Here is a 19,681-nt window from a genome sequence, read left to right on the forward strand (position 1 = left end):
ATGTCGGATGAGCCACGATCGAGCAGCGGTACGGGAGCGGGCCGAGGCGGTGCTGCGTCGGCTGGCCGGCGACCATGCCCGGCTGCGTGAGGATCAGTGGCGGGCGATCGAAGCCCTGGTCGTCGACCGGCGTCGGGTGCTCTGCGTGCAGCGCACCGGTTGGGGCAAGTCGGCTGTCTACTTCGTGGCTACCGCGCTGCTGCGCGACAGCGGGCAGGTCGACCAGGCTGGCCCCACCGTCATCGTGTCTCCGCTGCTGGCGCTCATGCGCAACCAGGTCGAGGCGGCGGCCCGGGCCGGCATCCGGGCCCGCACGATCAACTCGGCGAACCTCGACGAGTGGGACGAGATCACCGCGGAGATCCAGACCGGTGCGGTGGACGTGCTGCTGATCAGCCCGGAGCGGCTCAACAACCCGGACTTCCGCGACGGTGTGCTGCCGAAGCTGGCCGCGACCACCGGGCTGCTCGTGGTCGACGAGGCGCACTGCGTCTCCGACTGGGGGCACGACTTCCGGCCGGACTACCGGCGGCTGCGCACGTTCCTCGCCGAGCTGCCCGAGCGCACGCCCGTGCTGGCCACCACCGCCACCGCCAACACCCGGGTCACCCAGGACGTGGCCGAGCAGTTGGGTGACGCCCTCGTGCTGCGCGGCACCCTGGACCGCGAGTCGCTGCGCCTCGGCGTGCTCGACCTGCCCAGCCCGGCGCACCGGCTGGCCTGGCTCGCCGACCACCTGGACCAGTTGCCCGGCTCGGGCATCGTCTACACGCTCACCGTGGCGGCAGCGGGGGAGACTGCCGAGTTCCTGCGCTCGCGCGGCTACCCGGTGGCGTCGTACACCGGGCAGGTGGAGGACGCCGACCGGCGGGCCGCCGAGCAGGACCTGCTCGACAACAAGATCAAGGCGCTGGTCGCCACCAGCGCGCTCGGCATGGGCTTCGACAAACCCGACCTGGGCTTCGTCGTCCACCTCGGCGCACCGCCCTCGCCGATCGCGTACTACCAGCAGGTCGGCCGCGCCGGCCGCGCCGTGGAGCATGCCGAGGTGTTGCTGCTGCCCGGCGTCGAGGACGCCGCGATCTGGCGTTACTTCGCTTCGCTCGCGTTCCCGCCGGAGCAGCAGGTGCGGGCCGTGCTGGCCGCGCTGCACACCGACCGCCCGCTCAGCACCCAGGCCCTCGAACCTCTCGTCGACCTGCGCCGGACCCGGTTGGAGCTGATGCTCAAGGTGCTCGACGTGGACGGCGCGGTCCGCCGGGTGCGCGGTGGTTGGCTCGCCACGGGCGAGCCCTGGGCCTATGACGAGGCCCGGTTGCGCCGCGTCGCCGAGGCGCGCACCGTCGAGCAGCAGGCCATGCGGGAGTACGCGACCACACCCGACTGCCGGATGCGCTATCTGCGGGAGTGCCTGGACGACACCGGTGCGGCCGACTGCGGGCGGTGCGACAGGTGCGCCGACCCGCTCTTCGCCGCCGACGTGTCGACCGCCGCGCTCGCCGCCGCCCAGACGTTCCTGGGCCGACCCGGCGTGGAGATCGCCCCCAAGAAGCTCTGGCCGACCGGCCTGGACGCGGTGGGCGTACCCCTCAAGGGCCGGATCGCCCCGGCGGAGCAGGCGCTGCCGGGCCGGGCCGTCGGGCGCCTTTCCGACCTGGGCTGGGGTGGCCGGCTGCGTGATCTCGTCGGCGCGGAGGCACCGGACGTGCCGGTGCCCGACGACGTCGTCGGCGCGGTGGTGGAGGTGTTGAAGGCGTGGGCGCACGGCGACGACCCGTGGCCGCGCCGACCGGTGGGGGTGGTCGCTGTGGGTTCCCGGCGCCGACCACGGCTGGTCGGGTCGTTGGCCGAGCGGATCGCCGCAGTGGGTCGGCTGCCGCTGCTCGGCGAGGTCACCCCGGCCGGTCCGGGCGGCTCGGCCGGGCCGCGCGGCAACAGCGCCCAGCGGGTACGCGCGCTGCACGACACGTTCACCGTGCCGGCCGACCTGGCCGCCGCCCTGGCTGGCCTGGACGGCCCGGTACTGCTCGTCGATGACCTTGTCGATTCGGGCTGGACGATGACGCTCGTGGCTCGGGTGCTTCGCCGGGCGGGCGCACCCGACGTGCTCCCGCTCGCCCTCGCCGTAGCCGGTTGACCAGCTGGTATCCGGGTGGACCGGTCCGCGCACGCCGGTGCGGAAAAGTTCCCGGGCCCCGGCGAATGCGACAGTCGCCACGCCGTCCGGGCGTCGGCCCGGGGTGCTCCGCCCCGGCGGTACGGTGGGCGGCATGACCGACAAGCACCCCGCCGCCGAACCGGAGGTGTCTGACCCGGTTTCCGACGCGGCGGTGGTGCCTGACCAGGCTGAGCCGGCGGTGCGAGCTGATCCGGTCTCCGACCCCGCGCCGGTCTCCGCCGCACCGGACCGGAGCACGCTCCGGCTGGCGTTGGTGGTCGGCGGGCTGGTGCTGGCGGTGCTGCTCGGCTTCGGGCTCGGCCGGGTGAACGCCACCGGGAGCACCACCGGCAGTCCCGCCCTGGCGGCCGAGCACACCGACCCGCCGGGCATTGGGCCGCACAGCCACGGCAGCACCACGAGCACCGATCAGGGCGCGGCCACCGAGCCGGGCGGGCTGGCGGTCAGCGCTGCCGGTTTCACCCTGGCCCCCCTGGGCGACGGGTTCGCCGCCGGTCGCCCCGGTCAGTTCCGCTTCCAGGTGCGGGACGCGCAGCGCCGCCCGGTGACGCGCTTCGCTGTCGTGCACGACAAGCCGATGCACCTCATCGTCGTCCGCCGCGACCTGACCGGCTACCAGCACCTGCACCCGACGATGGCGACGGACGGCATCTGGTCGGTGCCGTTGACCCTCGGGCAGCCCGGCGTCTGGCGCGCGTACGCCGACTTCACGGTGGTGGCCGACAACGGCGCGCAGACCGCGGTGACCCTCGGCGCGGACCTGGTCGCGCCCGGCGACTACCAGCCTCGGTCGCTGCCGGCGCCGGCGACCTCGACGACGGTGGACGGGTTCACGGTCGGCTACCAGGGCAGCCCGCAGGCCGGGGTGACGGTGCCGTTGACCTTCCGGATCGACGGCCCGAGCGGTGGTGCGGCGCTGGAACGCTACCTCGGGGCGTACGGGCACCTGGTGGCGTTGCGTGAGGGCGACCTCGGCTACCTGCACGTGCACCCGGAGCCGGAGCTGACCGACGGCCAGGTCACGTTCTGGCTGACCATCCCCGGCCCGGGCCGCTACCGCCTCTACCTCGACTTCCAGGTGGCGGCCGAGGTGCACACCGCCGAATTCACCCTCGTCGTGCAGTAGGGCAAGCGGCGCGTGCGGGGCTAGCCGGCGCGGCGGTTGGGACGGCGGGCCAGGTAGCGGAGCAGGTCACGAATGTGGTGCTTCTCCTCGGCCGGGACCGTCGGGTCGGCCAGCCGGTCCAGGATGGCCCGGACGTCCGCCTCGACCGGGCCGTCGTCGTTGCGTCGGCGGGGCGTGGGGCCGGCGTCGGGCAGGCCGAGCGCGCGGAACGCGGCGGCGACCGGCAGATCAAGTGCGGCGCAGAAACCGCGTACCTTGGCCAACTCGGGATAGTCCTGCCAGTCACCGGCCAGCCAACGAAACACAGTGGAACGGCCGACGCCGGTGTGGGCGGCGAGATCTGTCACGGTCCAGCCACGTTCGTCGCGGGCGTCGTCGATGGCCCGCCGGACGAAGCGGGCGAAGGCTATCTGCGGTGTTGCGTCGGCTGATCCCATCCCTGCGTGTCTTACCCCCTGCCGGTGCGACGGGACAGTGCGCCTTCCGAGGGTAGTACGCCCGGGGCCCGAAACAATTGACTGAGCGCACAAACTGTCCCGTGGATGGGACTTTCTTCGCCGGGGCAGCTGTCGGCCACAACCGACCTCGAACGATCATCATCGTTCTTCTACTAGGCTCGGTGCCCGTCCCGGCATTGGCGCATGAACGCCAGCCTGTTCGACCGGACCACCGCCGAGGAGCACCATGGCCGAATCGAGCCGTCCACAGCCGTACCAGCCCGGTGCGGTAAGCCTTTTCTTCGTCGCCAAGGCTGGCGTCTTCGCCGCCGGGTTCTGGATCTGGTTGCTGGTCCTGGTGCTCCGCACCGACTCCGCGACCGGCCAACACGTGTTGGCCGCCACCGGTGCGGTCACCACCACGCTTGTCGGTGTGGTGCTCGGTGTCCGGATGGCGTTGCAACACAACGCGGCCGTCCGGCACGCGGAGCTGAAGAAGTTGCTCGTCGACATCTCCTGGAACGCCTTCGCAGCCGCCGGCAACGCCGAGAGCACGGGCAAGGTGGTGCCGTTCCCCGTCGCCCCGGCCGACGGCGGATGGCCCGGCCAGCGCAACGGCGGCGAGCGGGTGACGGCCCTCGACCGGGGAGCCGGTGAGCGCACGAATGGCCGGGATCCCGGCGGCAACGGCGATCGGCGTCGTTAGTCGTCGCCCTGGGTCGCCGGCTGCGGTTCGGTCGGCTCCCCATCGGCGGCCAGCAGGGTCGCCAGGCGCGGCGTGACCCGCCACTGGTCCACCAGCTCGCGGTACTCCTCGCGCTGCGCTCCGGTCGCCTCGCCGCCGGTGCGGCGGGCGCGGATCAGCAGGTTGCGGGGCGTGTGCTGGGAGTCCACGAACTCCACCACCTCGGTCCGGTAGCCGTGCACCCGCAGCAGCCCGGCCCGCAGCGCGTCGGTGAGCACGTCGGCGAAGCGCTCGCGCAGAATGCCCTGCCGGGTCAGCAGCTCGTACGGGGCCGGGGTGGGCTGGGCGCGGAGCTGCATGGCCAGGTCGTGGTGGCAGCATGGTGCGGCAAGTACCCAGCGGGCCTCCCAGCGCACCGCGCGGGCCAGCGCCTCGTCGGTGGCGGTGTCGCAGGCGTGCAGCGCCAGCACCAGGTCGGGGGCGGGGTCGACGACGGCGTCGGCGATCGTGCCGGCCACGAAGCTGACCTGGTCGGCCCAGCCCAGCCGCTGTGCCAGCTCGGTGTTGCGCCGCCGCTGGTCCTCCCTGACGTCCACGCCCACCAGCTGCACGTCGAGCCCACGACCGGTCAGGTACCGGTACGCGGCGAACGTCAGGTAGGCGTTGCCACAGCCCAGGTCGACAACCCGGAGCGGGCCGGTCAGCTCGTCGGGCAGGGTCGCGGCCAGAGCGCGCAGGAACGCGTCCACCTGGCGGCGTTTCGCCGCCGAGCCGCCGATCTCGGCGAAGATCGGGTCACCGGGGTCGAGCAGGTATTCCTTGGCCCGGTCATTTCCGGCGGGCGTCGCCGCCGGGCGGGGCGTCGTGGCCCGGTGCACCTGCGCGTCGCCGGACTTGGTCACCCGTAGTTGGAGTGTCGCGTCGGCCGTCTCCACGTGCCAGTTGCCGAACGGTTCGGCGAGCAGTTCGTCGACCGCCGCGGCGGCCTCGGGGCCGGCGGCGACGTTGCGGGTGTACGGGCGGGCGCCGTCGGACGTGGTGATCTGCATCCGGGGTCCGGCCTTGAGCGCCACCGGCCGCAGCTCGGCCCGTGCGACGGTGGGGCGGCGTCCGCGCCGACGCCCGGCGGCGACCGCCCGGGTCAGCGCGGGGTCGAGCAGCAACGCCCGGACCTCGGTCAGGGCGGCGTCAAGTGATTCCGGCATCGATCCATCTTCGGCAGGTGGGGCGGGAGAAGGGAACATCCCCCGTACCGCGCGAGGCGGTGCGGGGGATGTCAGGTGTGGCTCGCTGTCAGTCGGCGGTCGCCTCGGCCGGCGTACCCGCGTCGGAACCGCCACCACGGCGGCGCCGACGGCGGCGCGGCTTCGACGGCTCACCGTCGGCCGCGGCGGCCGGCTCGCTGGGGCCGGCGTCCGCGGAGATCACCGCGGTCGGCTCGCCCGCGACCGCCTCACCGGCGCGGCGGCGACGCCGGCGGCGGGGGGTACGGGTGCCTTCCTCGGCCGCGTCGACTGCGGGTGCCTCGGCGACGGCCGGGGTGCCGGAGTCGGACCGGTCCCGGCGACCGTCACCGCGCCCGCGGCGCTCACCGCGACCCTCGCCGCGGCTCTCCCCGCGTCGGCCGCCCCGGCCACCGCTGTCGCCCCGACGGGAGCGGGTCGTGCCACCCAGGTCCTCCTCGACCTCGGCGGACAGCCCGGCCCGGGTGCGCTCGGCGGTGGGCAGCGTGCCGCTGACCTCGGTGGGGATGTGCAGGTCGGTGTAGAGGTGCGGCGACGTGTGGTACGTCTCCGGCGGCTCCGGCATCTCCAGACCGAGGGTCTTGTCGATGATCCGCCAGCGCGGCATGTCGTCCCAGTCGACGAAGGTCACCGCGACGCCCGTCGCACCCGCTCGGCCGGTACGACCGATCCGGTGGGTGTACGTGTCCTGGTCTTCCGGGCAGTCGTAGTTGATGACGTGGGTGACGCCCGTGACGTCCAGTCCACGGGCCGCCACGTCGGTGGCGACCAGGATGTCGATCTTGCCGGCGCGGAACGCCCGCAGCGCCCGCTCCCGGGCACCCTGGCCGAGGTCACCGTGCACCGCCGCGACAGCGAAGCCGCGGAAGTCGAGGTCTTCGGCGACCCGGTCGGCGGCCCGCTTGGTCCGCGTGAAGATCATGGTCAACCCGCGCCCCTCCGCCTGGAGGATGCGCGCCACCACCTCGACCTTGTTCATCGAGTGGGTGCGGTAGACCAGTTGCTGGGTCTGCGGCGACGGGCCGGTCTCGGCGGTGTGCCCGGCGTGGATCGTCATCGGCTGGCGCAGGAAACGCCGGGACAGGGTGACGATCGGGTCCGGCATGGTGGCCGAGAAGAGCATCGTCTGCCGGTCTTCCGGGAGCATCGCCAGGATCTTCTCGACGTCGTCGAGGAAGCCCAGGTCGAGCATCCGGTCGGCCTCGTCGAGAACGAGCGCGTGCACCCGGTCCAGTCGGAGGTGCTTCTGCTTCTGCAGGTCCATCAGGCGGCCGGGGGTGCCGACCAGAATCTCCACGCCCTTGCGCAGCGCGTCGATCTGTGGCTCGTACGCCACGCCGCCGTAGATCGGCAGCACCCGGACGCCGCGCGTCCGGCCGGCGGCGGCCAGGTCCTTGGCGACCTGGATGCCCAGCTCGCGGGTGGGGACGACGACAAGCGCCTGGGGGACGCCGTCACTGCCCTCGCCCGGGGCGAAGACCCGGTCCAGCAGTGGCACGCCGAAGCCGAGGGTCTTGCCGGTGCCGGTGGGCGCCTGGCCGATCAGGTCGACGCCACGCAGCGCGATCGGGATCGCGTACTCCTGGATGGCGAAGGCGCGGGTGATGCCCGCCGCGGCCAGGGCCTCGACGGTCTCGGCGCGGGCGCCGAGTGCGGCAAACGTGGGGGCCTCGGGGCGAACCGGGGCGGTGGGGGCCAGTTCCTGGCCGTCCATCAGATCTTGAGTCAAATCGCTCATCTGGATGTGGGGGTGCCCTCTCGTGGGTGCGCCCGTCATGTCCTCAGGGCGCGATCGGTATGACGCGGGCCACACGGTCGGCGGCAGACTGCCGAGCCGGACCGGGCCGCACGCGCGCCGCAGGCTGAGCTTCGATCAGGTCGGCGCCCACGGCAACTGCTCTATGCTACCTGAACAGGCATGCCTTCGTCCCGATTCCCGGTCGGCCAGGCGACACGCGGGGGCGATGATTGTGACCTAAGTCACATTTAAGCGAGGGGCGTACCCCGCATGAGTCACCGACGTGCGGTGGGCGGCGGGGGTCCGGGCCGGACGGCGGGGGTCCGGGCCGGACGGGGATTGCCTCATGTCATCCGGGTGAGGTGCGGGAAGAACCCGAGCCGAGCGGGCGGTGCTTGCCGGGTCGAGCACTGCGTCGACGCGGCACCGCGCGCAGGGGCCGCTACCGGAACCGCGAACCCGGCACCGGCCCGCGGCAGGTGGCCCGACGCCTACCTGCCGCGATGGCCGGACCGGTCAGCGGACGGTGAAACCGACCGACCGGGGCGACGCCTCGGCGATCTCGACGTAGGCGACCTTCTCGACCGGAACGATGACCCGCCGGCCCTTCTCGTCGGTCAGGGAGAGCGTGCCGCCGTTGCCGGCGAAGGCGTCGGTCACGATCTGCTCGATCTCGGCCGGCGACTGAGCGCTGTCCAGTACCAGCTCACGCGGCGCGTACTGCACGCCGATCTTGACCTCCACTGTGCCTCCTCAACTGGGGCGAAAGAACCGCCCTGGGAAGGCTATCCGATCACGGGGTCAGCGGTCAGGCTGACTCACCTTGCAGCGGGAAGCTCGCGATGCCCCGCCAGGACAACGCGGCCACCAGGGCCTCGGCCTCGGCCTTGGGCACCTGACGGCCACCGGCCAGCCAGAACTGCGCGGCCGTCTCCGCCGCGCCGACCAGCCCGGAGGCGAGCAACTCGGCGTGCGCCCGGCTCACCCCGGTGTCCGAGATGATGGTGTCGGTGATCGCCGCGATGCAGCCCTGCTCGACCCGCTCCACCCGCTGCCGCACCGCCGGGTCGTTGCGCAGGTCCGATTCGAAGACGAGGCGGAACGCCTCGCTCTCGTGATCGACGAAGTCGAAGTACGCCCGCACCGACGCGCCGACGCGCTCCTTGTTGTCGCTGGTGCCGCGCATCGCATCCTGCACCTGAGCGACGATGGCGTCACAGTGCGTGTCGAGCAGCGCCAGGTAGAGATCCATCTTTCCGGGAAAGTGTTGATAGAGCACCGGCTTCGAGACCCCGGCCCGCTCGGCGATGTCGTCCATCGCCGCGGCGTGGTAGCCCTGTGCGACGAACACCTCCTGCGCCGCAGCGAGAAGCTGCTTTCGGCGCGCGGAGCGGGGCAGGCGGGTGGGCCGGCCAGCGGTCTGTGCACCGTTCCCCGCAGCGGTCATGGGATCCTCCGAGTTCTCCGTACGAGCCGGCATTTTCCCCCCAGACCGGGCGAAGCTCGCGACCCCCGTCGTGGAAATGGCCCGCCGCTGTAACTTATCGCCACTCTCGGCACACGGTAGCCTCAGCGGGGGCGACCAAGGAGCGCGCGGTGAGTGAAACAGGGCAACCCGGAGCCGCCACCCCGGGAGAACACGGTGACGGAACGGGTCAGCACGACGACCCGGGCCGTTCCGTCAGCGGGTGGGCGCCTCCGTCGGGTGGGTGGTCCCGAGCCGCCGATCGCGAGGATGCCCCGGACGAGGAGCCGCGCTGGCAACCCGACCCGGCGGCTGGCTGGCGCACCTCGTCCAGCCGGCACGGCGACCTGCCGGCGCCGCTGCGCGGGCTGCCGGGTGACCTCGATCCGCCGACCCGCGCCAACGGCCACCACCCGAACGGCGTGCACCACCCGGGCGACGCCAACGGCGTCCGCCCTCCCGGTCTCGAACCACCCGCCGGCCGCCCCACGCCGGTGAGCGCACCGCCGGGGCTACCGGCCGAGGGTCGACCCGAGGCGTCCGGTGACCGGCTGGTGGTGCCCGCCCAACGTCCCGCACCGCCGCAGGAGCAGGGTGCCGGCGAGCCCGACGAGGGCACCGCCACCCGCGCCACCGCCGATCCGGCCGCCGCGCACCGTGCTCGCTGGGCCGCACCCGGCCCGCCCACCTCCGCGCCACCAGCCGTCCAGGTGCCGCCGGTCGGCACCGCCGCGTCTGGTTTCGAGGTGCCGCCCGGCTTCCGCGCGCCGACAAGCGAACGGTTGGCCGCCGACGAGCCGGCCGCGCCCCGTGACTGGCGGGACCCGCTCGCCCCCGAGCCGCCGGCAGCATCGAGGCCGGCCGGGCCCGCCGACGCGGCCGAGCCGGGTCGCGCCGCGGACAACCCCCGACCAGGCGACGCACACCGTGCCGGCGAGTCGCCGGCCATCGAGCCGGACTGGTCCGGGCCGAACTGGAACCGGCCGAGCTCCGGCGGCGGGTGGGCGCCACCCTGGTCCCGGTCGGACGACGAGCCGGCCGCCCCCAAGACCCGGGACGAGCCCGCGCCGGGTTGGGTCGCCGAGCCCCACCAGCCGTACGAGCCGGTGCGCGCCGAGGTGCCCCGCCCCTATGAGCCGGTGCGTGCCGATCCGCCCCACGGGTACGACGTCACAGGGGCTGAGTCCGGGTCCGAGGCCGTGCCGCCGCGCCCGGGCGAGCAGTTCAGCCCACCGCCGTCCGATCGCCCGTCCTGGGCCGCGTCGCCCGCCGTCGCGCCCCGGTCCGCCGACGCGGACGTGTCCCCCACCAGTGGCCCCCCGGTGCCGTCGACTGGCAGCACACCACCGGTCGCCGATCGTCCCTCGTGGGCCGGCGCTCCGATGCCGACCAGCAGCCCACCGGCCGACCACCCTTCGTGGGCAAACGTTCCCGCGCCGACCAGCGGCCCACCGACCGACCGTCCCTCCTGGGCCGGGTCCGGCGCACCCCGGACGGACCGCCCGTCCTGGGCCGGCGGGTCCGACCCGACGCCCACCAGCCCGGCGCCGGCACGGCCCTCCTGGGCCGGCGGGTCCGGAGCGGTGACAAGCGTTCCGCCGGTACGGCCGTCCTGGGCCGGCGGGTCCGAGGCGACGACAAGCGTCCCGCCGGTCCGGCCCTCGTGGGCCAGGGGTTCCGCTGCCGAGCCCACCCCGGCGCCGGAGCCCTGGGCCGGAGACGCCGACCCGACACCTGCCAGCGCCCCACCGACGAGGCCCTCCTGGGCCGCCGGTGCCGCGCCCGTCGACGCGCCGCCTCCGGCACCGGCCGGGCCGCCCCCCACGCTCGCCGACGCGCCCCCGGCCCCGGCGGGCCCGCCCCTGGTGGCGGAGCGCCCCTCGTGGGCCGGCGGTTCACCGACGGCGAGCAACTCCCCGGCCGAGCGGCCGGACTGGTCCGAGGGCCGGATCCCAACCGCCCCCGCCGAGCGACCCTCCTGGCCGGCCAGCCGGTCCACGAGCGCGGCCGGCGGCGAGGCCGGCGAGACGCCCGGCCCAGCACGGCCCGAGATCCGGCCGACCGCACCATTCCGGCTCCGGTCGGCGATCCCCGAACCGCCCGGGCCCGCGCATTTCGAGGCACCCCGGGCCGACGCCCCGTCGGCAGCCGACCTCAGGGTGTCCTCAGCCGCGGAGATTCCGCCCGTCGCCGCCAGCGGGGCCCAGCGCCATGACCGGTCCCCGGTCACTTCCACCTCGCCCTACGCGGCGCGCCGTTCCGCCCCCGACCCGGCGTCGTCGACCGATCCGGCCGACGACGGCCGGCAACCAGACCCGAGGGCGGCGGTGCTGCCGCAGCGCGTCCCCGCGGAGCCGGACGTGCCCGTCGTGCCGGAGCCGCCAGCCGTGGATCCACCCGCCGAAACCCCGGAGCTCGCCCGCATCGCCACCCACCTTCGCCGCGACGACGAACCAGCCCCACTCCGGGAGCGCCCCGAGGGGTTCGACGTCAACGCCATCCTGGACGCCGTTCGAGAGGTCGCCGGTGTCCGCGACGCGGCGCTGCGCCGCACCCCGGCGGGGGCGCACAGCCTGCGCCTGGACCTGGCCGACGGCGCCGACCCGGCCGAGGTGAGCCGCCAGGTGGCCCGGCTGCTGCAGGATCGGATGGGGCTGGCCGCCGCCCCACAGAACGTGCCCGGCCTGCCCAGCACGCCACCTCCGCCGGTTCGTCGACGGCTGGCCGAACCCCGACCTGCCGAGCGGCGTACGGCGGAGCCGCCCGGCGCGACCCCGCGCGACGGTGGTCCGGCCTCCCGCACCGGTGAGATCCGGGCAGCCGAGCCGACGCCGCCGGGGCGTCCGTCGGGCGGCCCGGTGGAGGCGACGCCGACCGGCCCGGAGCAGTGGACCGGCACGGACACCACACGCCGCCGCCGAACGAACGCGACGCACCGGGGTCGCGCCACGGTCGAGGAGCCGGGCTCGGTCTCGGCCGCGCCGGCCGGTGCCGCGACCGGCAGCCCGGCCACCCTCGGCACGTCGTACTCCGGTGGTCAGGTGACCACGACGGAGTCGGCGCCGTCCCGCCCGCTGGACACCGGGGGAGTGCCGGGGCCGCGGGTGGTGATCGACCACGTGCAGGTGAGCACGTTCGGGCTGGACGCGAACGTGGAGGTCCGCCTGCTGGCCGAGGGGGACAACGCCTCCGGGTACGCCACCGGGCCGGCGGTGGACGGCTACGTGCTGCGGCTCTGCGCGGTGGCGGCGGCCGCCGCGGTGGACGAGTTGCTGCGCGGCACCGACAACGCCGAACGGGGTCGCTGCTTCGTCGAGCACGCGGCGGTGGTGCCGTTCGGCAACTGCGAGGTGGCCACCGTGGTGGTGCTGCTGGTCTGTGCGGGCTGGGTCGAGCAGCTCGCCGGCTCGGCGCTGGTCGCCGGTGATCCGCGGCAGGCGGTGGTCCGGGCGACGCTGGCGGCGGTCAACCGTCGGCTGGAGGCGCTGCTGTCCTGAGTGGAACGGGGCAGACTGGAACGATGAAGCGCGCCACCCTCTGGCCCGACCACCTGCTCCCCGATCATCAGGTCCCACCGCCCTGGCCGGGCCGGGAGGTCCGCCTCGACGGCCGGGTCACGTACGTCCGAGACACTCCGGCGACCACCGCCGGCGCGGAACCGGCGCTGTACGTGCACGGGTTGGGCGGGTCGTCACAGAACTGGACCGACCTGGCCGGGCTGCTCGCCGACCGGCTTGACGGTCAGGCCATCGACCTGCCCGGCTTCGGTCGCAGTGAGCCGGGTCCCCGCTACACCATTGCGGCCTTCGCCGACCTTGTCGTCCGCTGGATCGAGCACTCCGGTCGAGGGCCGGTGCACCTGTTCGGCAACTCGCTCGGCGGCGCGGTGGCGGTGCAGGTCGCCGGGCTCCGGCCGGACCTGGTCCGGACCCTCACCCTGATCTCTCCGGCCCTGCCGTTCCTCGACTTCCGTCGCTCGTTGCAGGGGCGGATGCTGCCGGTGCTCGCCATCCCGCGGGGTGAGCGGCTGGTCGCCCGGCACCTCACCCAGCTCGCTCCCGAGGTGATGGCCCAGCAGGTGCTGGAGGCGTGCGTCGCCGACCTGAGCCGGATCTGCGACCAGCGTCGGGCCGAGGCGCTTGAGGAGATCCGGGTGCGGTACGAGGCGGAGCACTACGCCGCCGCGTACGTCCGGACGTTCCGTGGCCTGGTCTCCAGCTTCCTGCGGGCGTACCTGCCGGGGTCGGGTTCGCTGTGGCGACTCGCCGCGGCGGTGCGTGCACCGACCCTGGTGGTGGGCGGCCGGGCGGATCGCCTGGTCGACGTGCGGGTCGCGCCGCAGACCGCCCGGGTGATCCCGGACAGTCGGTTGATGATGCTCGACGGCGTCGGTCACGTGGCGCAGTTGGAGGTGCCGCGCCTGGTTGCCCGGGCGGTGGTCGGCCTGCTCGCCGAAACGGAGGAGACCGTCGGGCGGTCCGATCTGGCAGGCTGACCTGGATGCCCAGCTCAAGCCCCCTTCCCGGTCGCCGTCAGCGACGTTTCGCGCGGTTCGCCCAGCTCGCTGCGGTGGTGTTGGCGGTCTGCGCGGTGGTCACCGTCGTCGCCGAGGGGCCGGGCGGGCGTCCCGGTGCCGAGCGGTTGGCCGCCGACGAGGTCGACGCGACGCCGCTGGTGGTCGCGCCGCCGCCGTCGGTGGGCCCGTCGCCCTCCGCCGTGGTCCCGTCCAGTCCGTCGCCGGTGCTGCGGGTGCCTGGCACCGTCCCGAGTGCCGGCACCGGGAGGTTCGGCTACGACGACAGTTCCGGCCCGGTGCTGGGTCGCGCCGGTGCGGTGCGGCGGTACCGGGTCGCTGTGGAGTCGGGCAGCAACGAGGTCGCCGCGGACTTCGCGCAGGCGGTCCAGGTGGCGCTGGCCGGGCCGGGCAGTTGGGTGGACAGCGGCAGGCTCCGGCTGCAGCAGGTGCCGGGGGACGCGCCGCGCGACTTCACCGTCTATCTGGCCACCGCCCGCACGGCGGGGCGGATGTGTGCCGAGGGCGGGGTGAACATCCGGATCGGGGGTCGGCCGTACACCTCCTGCCGGGCACCCGGCCAGGTGATCATCAATCTGGACCGGTGGCGGCTGTCGGTGCCGCATTTCGTCTCGGCCCGGGTGCCGCTTGCGGTCTACCGCACATACGTGGTCAACCACGAGGTCGGTCACCAGCTCGGGCACCGGCACGAGCGCTGCCCGGGTGCGGGCCGCCCGGCGCCGGTGATGATGCAGCAGACGCTCTTCCTCAACGGGTGCCGGGTCAACCCGTGGCCGTACGTCGATGGACGCCGCTACGCCGGCCCCGCCCTCTGAACGGCGCTGCGACCGGCTGACCGCCCACTCACCATCAGGCGCAATGCCTGAATAACGGTAAAAACAGAGAAATGCCCGAATAATCTGGCAGGCTTGACGTCATGACGCCGTCGTCCCCTTACGGCCCGCCCTCGCCGCCCGACCGGTCTGGCCGGTCGGCGTACGACGGCGCGCGTCCCACGCTCCGCCGGATGCGCAGGCGACGTCGCCGTACCCTGCTGCTCGGCGCGCTCGTGCTCGTCCTGGCCGCCGGCGTCGGCGTGACGCTCAACCAGGGCGGCGAGCCGCCGGCCGACACCCCGGCCACCAGGCAGGGTGAGATGGGCCACGGAGGTGGGGCGCCCGCGCACCCCGCGCCCACCAGCTACCCCTCGGTCGGAGCCGGACGCTTCACGGCGGCCGACGGCGAGACACCCGTGTACGGAACGGATGGGCCGCTGCGCCGCTACCGGGTGGTGGTCGAACGCGGCACCGGCCAGGACGCCGACGCGTTCGCCGCCAAGGTGGACGAGGTGCTTGCCGACCGGCGCAGTTGGATCGCCTCCGACGAGTTGCGGGTGCAGCGGGTGGCCGACGCCGGGGCGGCGGACTTCACCATCTACCTGGCCACCCCGGTCACGTCCGAGCGGATGTGCGCCGAGGGCGGGTTGGCCACCGAGCGCTACACCTCCTGTCGCCTGCCCGGCCAGGTCATCATCAACCTGGCCCGCTGGATGGAGGCGGTCCCCGACTACGGCGCCGCGCTCGACACCTACCGCACCTACGTGATCAACCACGAGGTGGGTCACGAGTTCGGCGAGCAGCACGAGGCCTGTCCCGAGCCGGGGGAGCCCGCCCCGGTGATGCAGCAGCAGACGTACGGCCTGCGCGGCTGCGTCGCGAACGCCTGGCCCTACCTCGACGGCCGTCGCTACGCCGGCGACATTGTTCCCTGATCAGCCGGGTCGTCGGTTATTCCCACTCCCGCATCGCGGACCAGTGTCGTCCCTCATGGCCGAGCGGGGCTCCGGCGAGTGACAATGGCGCGGTTCACACCGCCGATCCCGGGGAGTCCACCGTGTCGTTGCCCCCGCTCGTCGAGCCCGCCGCCGAGCTGACCGTTGACGAGATCCGCCGCTACTCACGCCATCTGATCATTCCGGATGTCGGGGTGACCGGGCAGAAGCGGCTGAAAAACGCCCGGGTGCTCTGTGTCGGCGCCGGTGGCCTCGGGTCGCCCGCCCTGCTGTACCTCGCCGCGGCCGGGGTCGGCACGCTCGGCATCATCGACTTCGACACCGTCGACGAGTCCAACCTCCAGCGCCAGGTCATTCACGGCGTGTCGGACGTCGGGCGGTCCAAGGCCGAGTCCGCCGCCGCGTCGATCCGCGAGATCAACCCCCTGGTCCAGGTGGAGATCCACAACACCGCGCTGGACCGGGAGAATGTCCGGGAGATCTTCGCCCAGTACGACCTGATCGTCGACGGCACCGACAACTTCGCCACCCGTTACATGGTCAACGACGCGGCGGTGCTGCTCGGCAAGCCGTACGTCTGGGGCTCGATCTACCGCTTCGACGGCCAGGCGTCGGTGTTCTGGGCCGAGCACGGCCCCTGCTACCGCTGCCTCTACCCGGAGCCGCCGCCGCCCGGCATGGTCCCCTCCTGCGCCGAGGGCGGCGTGCTCGGCGTGCTCTGCGCGTCGATCGGCTCGATCCAGGTGAACGAGGCGATCAAGCTGCTCACCGGCATCGGCGAGCCGCTCGTCGGCCGCCTGATGGTCTACGACGCCCTGGAGATGGAATACCGCAAGATCAAGGTGCGCAAGGACCCGAACTGCGCGCTCTGCGGCGACAACCCGAGCGTCACCGACCTGCTGGAAGACTACGAGGACTTCTGCGGCGCGGTCTCCGAGGAGGCCCAGGAGGCGACCGTCGACTCGACAATCACCGCTGTGGAGCTCAAGGAGTGGCAGGACGCCGGCAAGGACATCTTCCTCGTCGACGTGCGGGAGCCCGCCGAGTACGAGATCGTCCGGATCCCCGGCTCCACCCTGATCCCCAAGGGCGACATCCTCTCCGGTGAGGCGCTGGCGAAGCTGCCGCAGGACAAGCAGGTGGTGCTGCACTGCAAGTCCGGCGTCCGCTCGGCCGAGGCGCTCGCCGCGCTCAAGGCGGCCGGTTTCCGCGACGCCGTGCACGTGCAGGGTGGCGTGCTCTCCTGGATCAAGCAGATCGACCCGTCGCTGCCCGCGTACTGAGCGACGACCGGGGCCGGCGGCGGGCCACTCACCCGCCCCGGCCTCGGCCGATTCCCCGAGGCGCGACGCCCTTTACGCAGGTAGCGTGACCGCCGTGGTGGACATGGACGGCGCTATCGGCTTCGTCGTGGCGCACGGCGACGCGGTCGACCGTGCGCGTCTGTCCCGGCTGCGCGGCGGCGTACCGGTGCCGGACGAGGTGCTCGACGCCGCCGAGGCCGGGCAGACGCCCGACGGCGGGTGGCCAGCCGTCCTGGACGGTGCCGTCGGCTCCATCGACGCGACCTGCTTCCGCCTGGCCGAGTTGGACGACCTCGGTGCCCTCGGCCGCCCGGCGGCCCGGCGCGCGCTGGACTGGCTCGCCGCCTCCCAGTTGCCCGACGGCGGCTGGGACGAGGACCCGACGCTCGCCGACCTCGCCCCGGAGTGGGCCCGCCCAGGCGACCCGGAGGCCCGTCTCTACCTCACCGCCAACGCCGCCTTCTGGCTCAGTGTGGGCGGGCTGGGCGCCCGGGCCGCCGGGCCGCTGGACCACCGGGTCGGCGGGTCGTACGCCGGGGTGGTGCAGGCCGCCGCGCAGACGCTCGCCGCGCAGCTCGCCCCGGACGGCCGTTGGCCCTCGTTCGTGCCCGCCGGTTGGCTGACCGCGGCAGTGCTGCACCGGCAGGAGATGTACTACGAGTCGGCGCTGATCCAGTCGGTGCTCGCCGAGCGGATCCCACAGCTGTCCCCGGCGGACGTGGCCTGGCTGGCCGGGACGCTGAGCCGCGTGGACATGGGCGAGGAGCACTGGCTGCTTGTCGCGGCCCGCGAGCGGCTCACCAAGACCCAGCGCAGCGACGGCGGCTGGGACAGCGACGACGGTCACCAGTTCGACGTGCACACCACACTGCGGGCGATCCGGGCCTGCCGGGTGGTCACCTCAGCTGGCTGATCACCAGCGGCCACCAGCCGTCCGGGGCGAACGCGGCCGGGTCGATGCCCTCCAGCACCGTCCGCAGCGTCTCGGCCCGCTCCGCCCGGCCCGCCTTGCCCTCATCCGCCTCGACGAAGAGCGCGAACTGGTAGAGGAACTCGACGAACGTGCGGAAACTGCTGTTGACGCCCTGAACGTCCTTCTGGTCCAGGTCGAACTGGAGGATCTCGCCGGTGCGCGGGTCCAGCACGTAGAGCAGGTTGGGGTTGTCGGCGACCGCGCCCACCACGATCAGCCGGATGTCCAGCGAACCGTCCTCGGTGGTCAGCTGCATGGTGTCGTACAGCTCGATGTCGCCTTCGAGGAACGCGGTGTAGACGACCGCCACGTCGAGCGGGATCTCGTCGCCAGCGGGGAGCAGGTCGGGGCCGAGACCCCCCTCCAGCCACGCCTCACGCGGGTACGGGATGAGCTCGTCCTCGTGCCACAGGGCACGGAACCGGGGGTCAGCGGCCATGACGGTCCTTCGTGGTCACAGGAGTCGGGTCGGTCAGGACGACAGGCCGGCGGCGATCAGCAGCCGCCGCCAGTTGTCGGCGTACTCGCCTGCGTGCCGTCCCTTGCGCAGCCGCTGCTCGGGGGCGGCGGGACCGAGGACGACGGCCGTCAGCTCCGGGTAGCGGGGGCCGAGCACGTGTTCGTCGAAGAACGTGGCGACGTCGGGGGCGATGATGGCGAACTCGACGTCCTCGTCGGGGTGCTCGTACTGGTAGACGTAGGCGCTGGACTCCATGTAATACACGTCCAGGTCTTCCCGGTCGAGGTAGATCGGGTCGCCGCCGCGGATCTCGGACCGTAGGCCGCGGGGGACACTGTCGATCTCGTAGCCGACGACCAACGGGCTGCCCATCGGGTCGCTCGGGTCGACCTCGTATTCCGCCCAGGCCTGCGGGGTGCGGATCTCCTTCGGCGCGTGGAACCGGAAGTTGTCGCCCTCCAGCCGCTGGAACAGGGAGTAGACCTCGGCGACGCCCGGCAGGTCGGCGATCGGCTCCAGCGGGGCCGCCCCCTCGATACGCACACCGAAGCCGTGCTCGGCCTCGACCCGGGTGAGCAGCTCCAGCTTTTCGGTGATCCGGGCGAGGACGGCGGGGTCCGCGTCGGTCATGGCAGGAACTTCACGATGATCGGGGTGCCCTCGGGGACGTCGCGCAACGCCACGGAGATATCGCTGCCGAGCTGGCGGTTGGTCCAGGAGTCCATCAGCCTGAGGTTAGCGTATTCGTCCTTTCCGTCGAGTTGCAGCTCGTGGATATGGTCCGGGTCCAGTCCCTCGCCCCGGGCCCGGATCGGCCCCCGGCCGTCGTAGAGGCGATCGACGAGTTGCTTGTTGGCCAGGTACTGGTTGGTCGTCCGGTCACCGTGCTGCTGGGTCAACTTCTCGTTCTTCGTCAGCCGGCGGATCACCCGGTCCCGGAAGACGTTGGTGCGGGTCCGGGTGCCCGGCTTGGTCCCTCGGCCCCCGCGGTGGTAGACGTTGTTGGCCGTCCGGTCCGACTTCGCCTTGCTCAGCCGGCCCTCCTGGCCGAGCCGGACCAGGTCCCTGGCCTTGCGGTCGAAGTCCCTCTTGTCGAAGTCCGGGCGGTTGCGCAGCACCAGCACGGCCGGGCCGCGGGGGGTGGTGCCGGCCGTCTTGGCGGTGCGGAACACGTCGGCGTTCTCCAGGTACGCCGAGACGATCCTGGCGCCCTTCGCCTGCGTCTGGCGGGGCGGCGAGGTGCGCTTCCTAGCCATTGAGCACCGTGTCCACCGCCATCCCGATCAGCTGGTCGACGATCAGCCCGGTGATCATCTTGAAGATCGGGATCTCCAGCAGGGACGCGCCGAAGGTCACCACCGCCGTGGCGATCGCCTGCGCGATCTGGATGGCCAGCAGGATCAGCTGGATGATGACCTGGATCTTCAGGGCCAGCACCACCCCTGCCGCGGCCATCAGCCCGATGGAGATGATGTTCGTCGGGTCGGTGGCGTCGGCGATGTTGCGGGCGGCCGACTCCCTGTCGTTCCACTCGTCGGCGAACGCTGTGAAGCTCTCGCCCCGGTTGGCGTCCAACACCGTTCGCGCGGCCGACTCCAACTGGGCTACCGAACTGTTGATCCGGTCGGCCATGCCGGTCCACTCGCCGGCAAGCTGGAACAGGGCTGTCTCGTCCGACTCCGGCCAGTCGTACCCGATCATCGAGAGCAACGACACGAGCTCACCCGGAAGCGTCAGGCCCACGGCCACTCCATTTCCCCGTACG

18 protein-coding genes are annotated in these 19,681 nt (G+C 73.1%); 9 read left to right on the forward strand and 9 right to left on the reverse strand.

Annotated features, from left to right (window positions below; all coding sequences use genetic code 11):
- The first annotated feature begins 7 nt into the window (after window positions 1-7).
- Together AB0B86_RS17205 and AB0B86_RS17210 are read left to right on the forward strand one after the other, a co-directional pair.
- Window positions 8-2,137: a DEAD/DEAH box helicase gene (locus AB0B86_RS17205; RefSeq protein ID WP_357406588.1), complete on the forward strand. Its 2,130-nt coding sequence runs from the start codon at window positions 8-10 to the stop codon at window positions 2,135-2,137.
- Window positions 2,138-2,270: 133 nt separating this feature from the next.
- On the forward strand, window positions 2,271-3,305 hold the full coding sequence (locus AB0B86_RS17210) for a hypothetical protein (protein ID WP_357406586.1): 1,035 nt from the start codon (window positions 2,271-2,273) through the stop codon (window positions 3,303-3,305).
- Window positions 3,306-3,325: 20 nt separating this feature from the next.
- On the opposite strand, the gene AB0B86_RS17215 is transcribed toward AB0B86_RS17210, so the two are convergent.
- Window positions 3,326-3,742, reverse strand: a complete 417-nt coding sequence (locus tag AB0B86_RS17215) for a helix-turn-helix transcriptional regulator (protein WP_357406584.1) — start codon at window positions 3,740-3,742, stop codon at window positions 3,326-3,328.
- Window positions 3,743-3,989: 247 nt separating this feature from the next.
- On the opposite strand from AB0B86_RS17215, the gene AB0B86_RS17220 reads away from it, so the two are divergent.
- On the forward strand, window positions 3,990-4,448 hold the full coding sequence (locus tag AB0B86_RS17220; protein ID WP_357406582.1) for a hypothetical protein: 459 nt from the start codon (window positions 3,990-3,992) through the stop codon (window positions 4,446-4,448).
- Here the strand turns inward: AB0B86_RS17220 and AB0B86_RS17225 are convergent.
- From AB0B86_RS17225 to AB0B86_RS17240, 4 genes are all read right to left on the reverse strand, one after another.
- On the reverse strand, window positions 4,445-5,632 hold the full coding sequence (locus tag AB0B86_RS17225) for an SAM-dependent methyltransferase (RefSeq protein WP_357406580.1): 1,188 nt from the start codon (window positions 5,630-5,632) through the stop codon (window positions 4,445-4,447). The genes AB0B86_RS17220 and AB0B86_RS17225 overlap by 4 nt on opposite strands.
- 88 nt (window positions 5,633-5,720) lie before the next feature.
- Entirely contained in the window at window positions 5,721-7,409 is a 1,689-nt protein-coding gene (locus AB0B86_RS17230; RefSeq protein WP_357406578.1) for a DEAD/DEAH box helicase, read from the reverse strand.
- Window positions 7,410-7,925: 516 nt separating this feature from the next.
- Complete coding sequence (locus tag AB0B86_RS17235) at window positions 7,926-8,153, reverse strand: DUF3107 domain-containing protein (protein WP_110563159.1); 228 nt, start codon at window positions 8,151-8,153, stop codon at window positions 7,926-7,928.
- 64 nt (window positions 8,154-8,217) lie between these two features.
- Entirely contained in the window at window positions 8,218-8,856 is a 639-nt protein-coding gene (locus AB0B86_RS17240; protein WP_110563158.1) for a TetR/AcrR family transcriptional regulator, read from the reverse strand.
- A 1,400-nt stretch (window positions 8,857-10,256) separates the two neighbouring features.
- Between AB0B86_RS17240 and AB0B86_RS17245 the strand changes: the two genes are divergently transcribed.
- The 6 genes from AB0B86_RS17245 (at window position 10,257) to AB0B86_RS17270 (ending at window position 17,396) form a co-directional block, all read left to right on the forward strand.
- Window positions 10,257-12,371, forward strand: a complete 2,115-nt coding sequence (locus AB0B86_RS17245) for a hypothetical protein (RefSeq protein ID WP_357406765.1) — start codon at window positions 10,257-10,259, stop codon at window positions 12,369-12,371.
- A gap of 23 nt (window positions 12,372-12,394) precedes the next feature.
- A complete protein-coding gene (locus AB0B86_RS17250) occupies window positions 12,395-13,369 on the forward strand; it encodes an alpha/beta hydrolase (protein WP_357406576.1) in 975 nt (324 codons plus the stop codon).
- Window positions 13,370-13,374: 5 nt separating this feature from the next.
- Entirely contained in the window at window positions 13,375-14,223 is an 849-nt protein-coding gene (locus AB0B86_RS17255) for a DUF3152 domain-containing protein (protein ID WP_357406574.1), read from the forward strand.
- A 191-nt stretch (window positions 14,224-14,414) separates the two neighbouring features.
- Window positions 14,415-15,158 (forward strand): DUF3152 domain-containing protein, encoded by a 744-nt coding sequence (locus AB0B86_RS17260; RefSeq protein ID WP_357406572.1) that lies wholly within the window; start codon window positions 14,415-14,417, stop codon window positions 15,156-15,158.
- A gap of 122 nt (window positions 15,159-15,280) precedes the next feature.
- Window positions 15,281-16,462, forward strand: coding sequence for an adenylyltransferase/sulfurtransferase MoeZ (moeZ, locus tag AB0B86_RS17265; protein ID WP_357406570.1), 1,182 nt, complete (start codon window positions 15,281-15,283; stop codon window positions 16,460-16,462).
- Window positions 16,463-16,547: 85 nt separating this feature from the next.
- A complete protein-coding gene (locus tag AB0B86_RS17270; protein ID WP_357406568.1) occupies window positions 16,548-17,396 on the forward strand; it encodes a prenyltransferase/squalene oxidase repeat-containing protein in 849 nt (282 codons plus the stop codon).
- On the opposite strand, the gene AB0B86_RS17275 is transcribed toward AB0B86_RS17270, so the two are convergent.
- Genes AB0B86_RS17275 through AB0B86_RS17290 form a run of 4 tightly spaced genes read right to left on the reverse strand, consistent with a single transcriptional unit; the run spans window position 17,380 to window position 19,659 of the window.
- On the reverse strand, window positions 17,380-17,895 hold the full coding sequence (locus tag AB0B86_RS17275) for an SUKH-4 family immunity protein (RefSeq protein ID WP_357406566.1): 516 nt from the start codon (window positions 17,893-17,895) through the stop codon (window positions 17,380-17,382). The two genes, AB0B86_RS17270 and AB0B86_RS17275, sit on opposite strands and share 17 nt — an antisense overlap.
- A gap of 33 nt (window positions 17,896-17,928) precedes the next feature.
- A complete protein-coding gene (locus AB0B86_RS17280; RefSeq protein ID WP_357406564.1) occupies window positions 17,929-18,546 on the reverse strand; it encodes a hypothetical protein in 618 nt (205 codons plus the stop codon).
- Window positions 18,543-19,172 carry a hypothetical protein gene (locus tag AB0B86_RS17285; RefSeq protein ID WP_357418536.1) on the reverse strand — a complete coding sequence of 210 codons (630 nt, stop codon included), beginning with the start codon at window positions 19,170-19,172 and terminating at the stop codon, window positions 18,543-18,545. The genes AB0B86_RS17280 and AB0B86_RS17285 overlap by 4 nt, the downstream gene beginning before the upstream one ends.
- Entirely contained in the window at window positions 19,165-19,659 is a 495-nt protein-coding gene (locus AB0B86_RS17290) for a hypothetical protein (RefSeq protein ID WP_357406560.1), read from the reverse strand. Before AB0B86_RS17290 ends, AB0B86_RS17285 begins: the two co-directional genes overlap by 8 nt.
- Between the last annotated feature and the right edge of the window lie 22 nt (window positions 19,660-19,681).

It is taken from the genome of Micromonospora sp. NPDC049047, from assembly GCF_040649135.1.
Taxonomy (GTDB): Bacteria; Actinomycetota; Actinomycetes; order Mycobacteriales; family Micromonosporaceae; genus Micromonospora.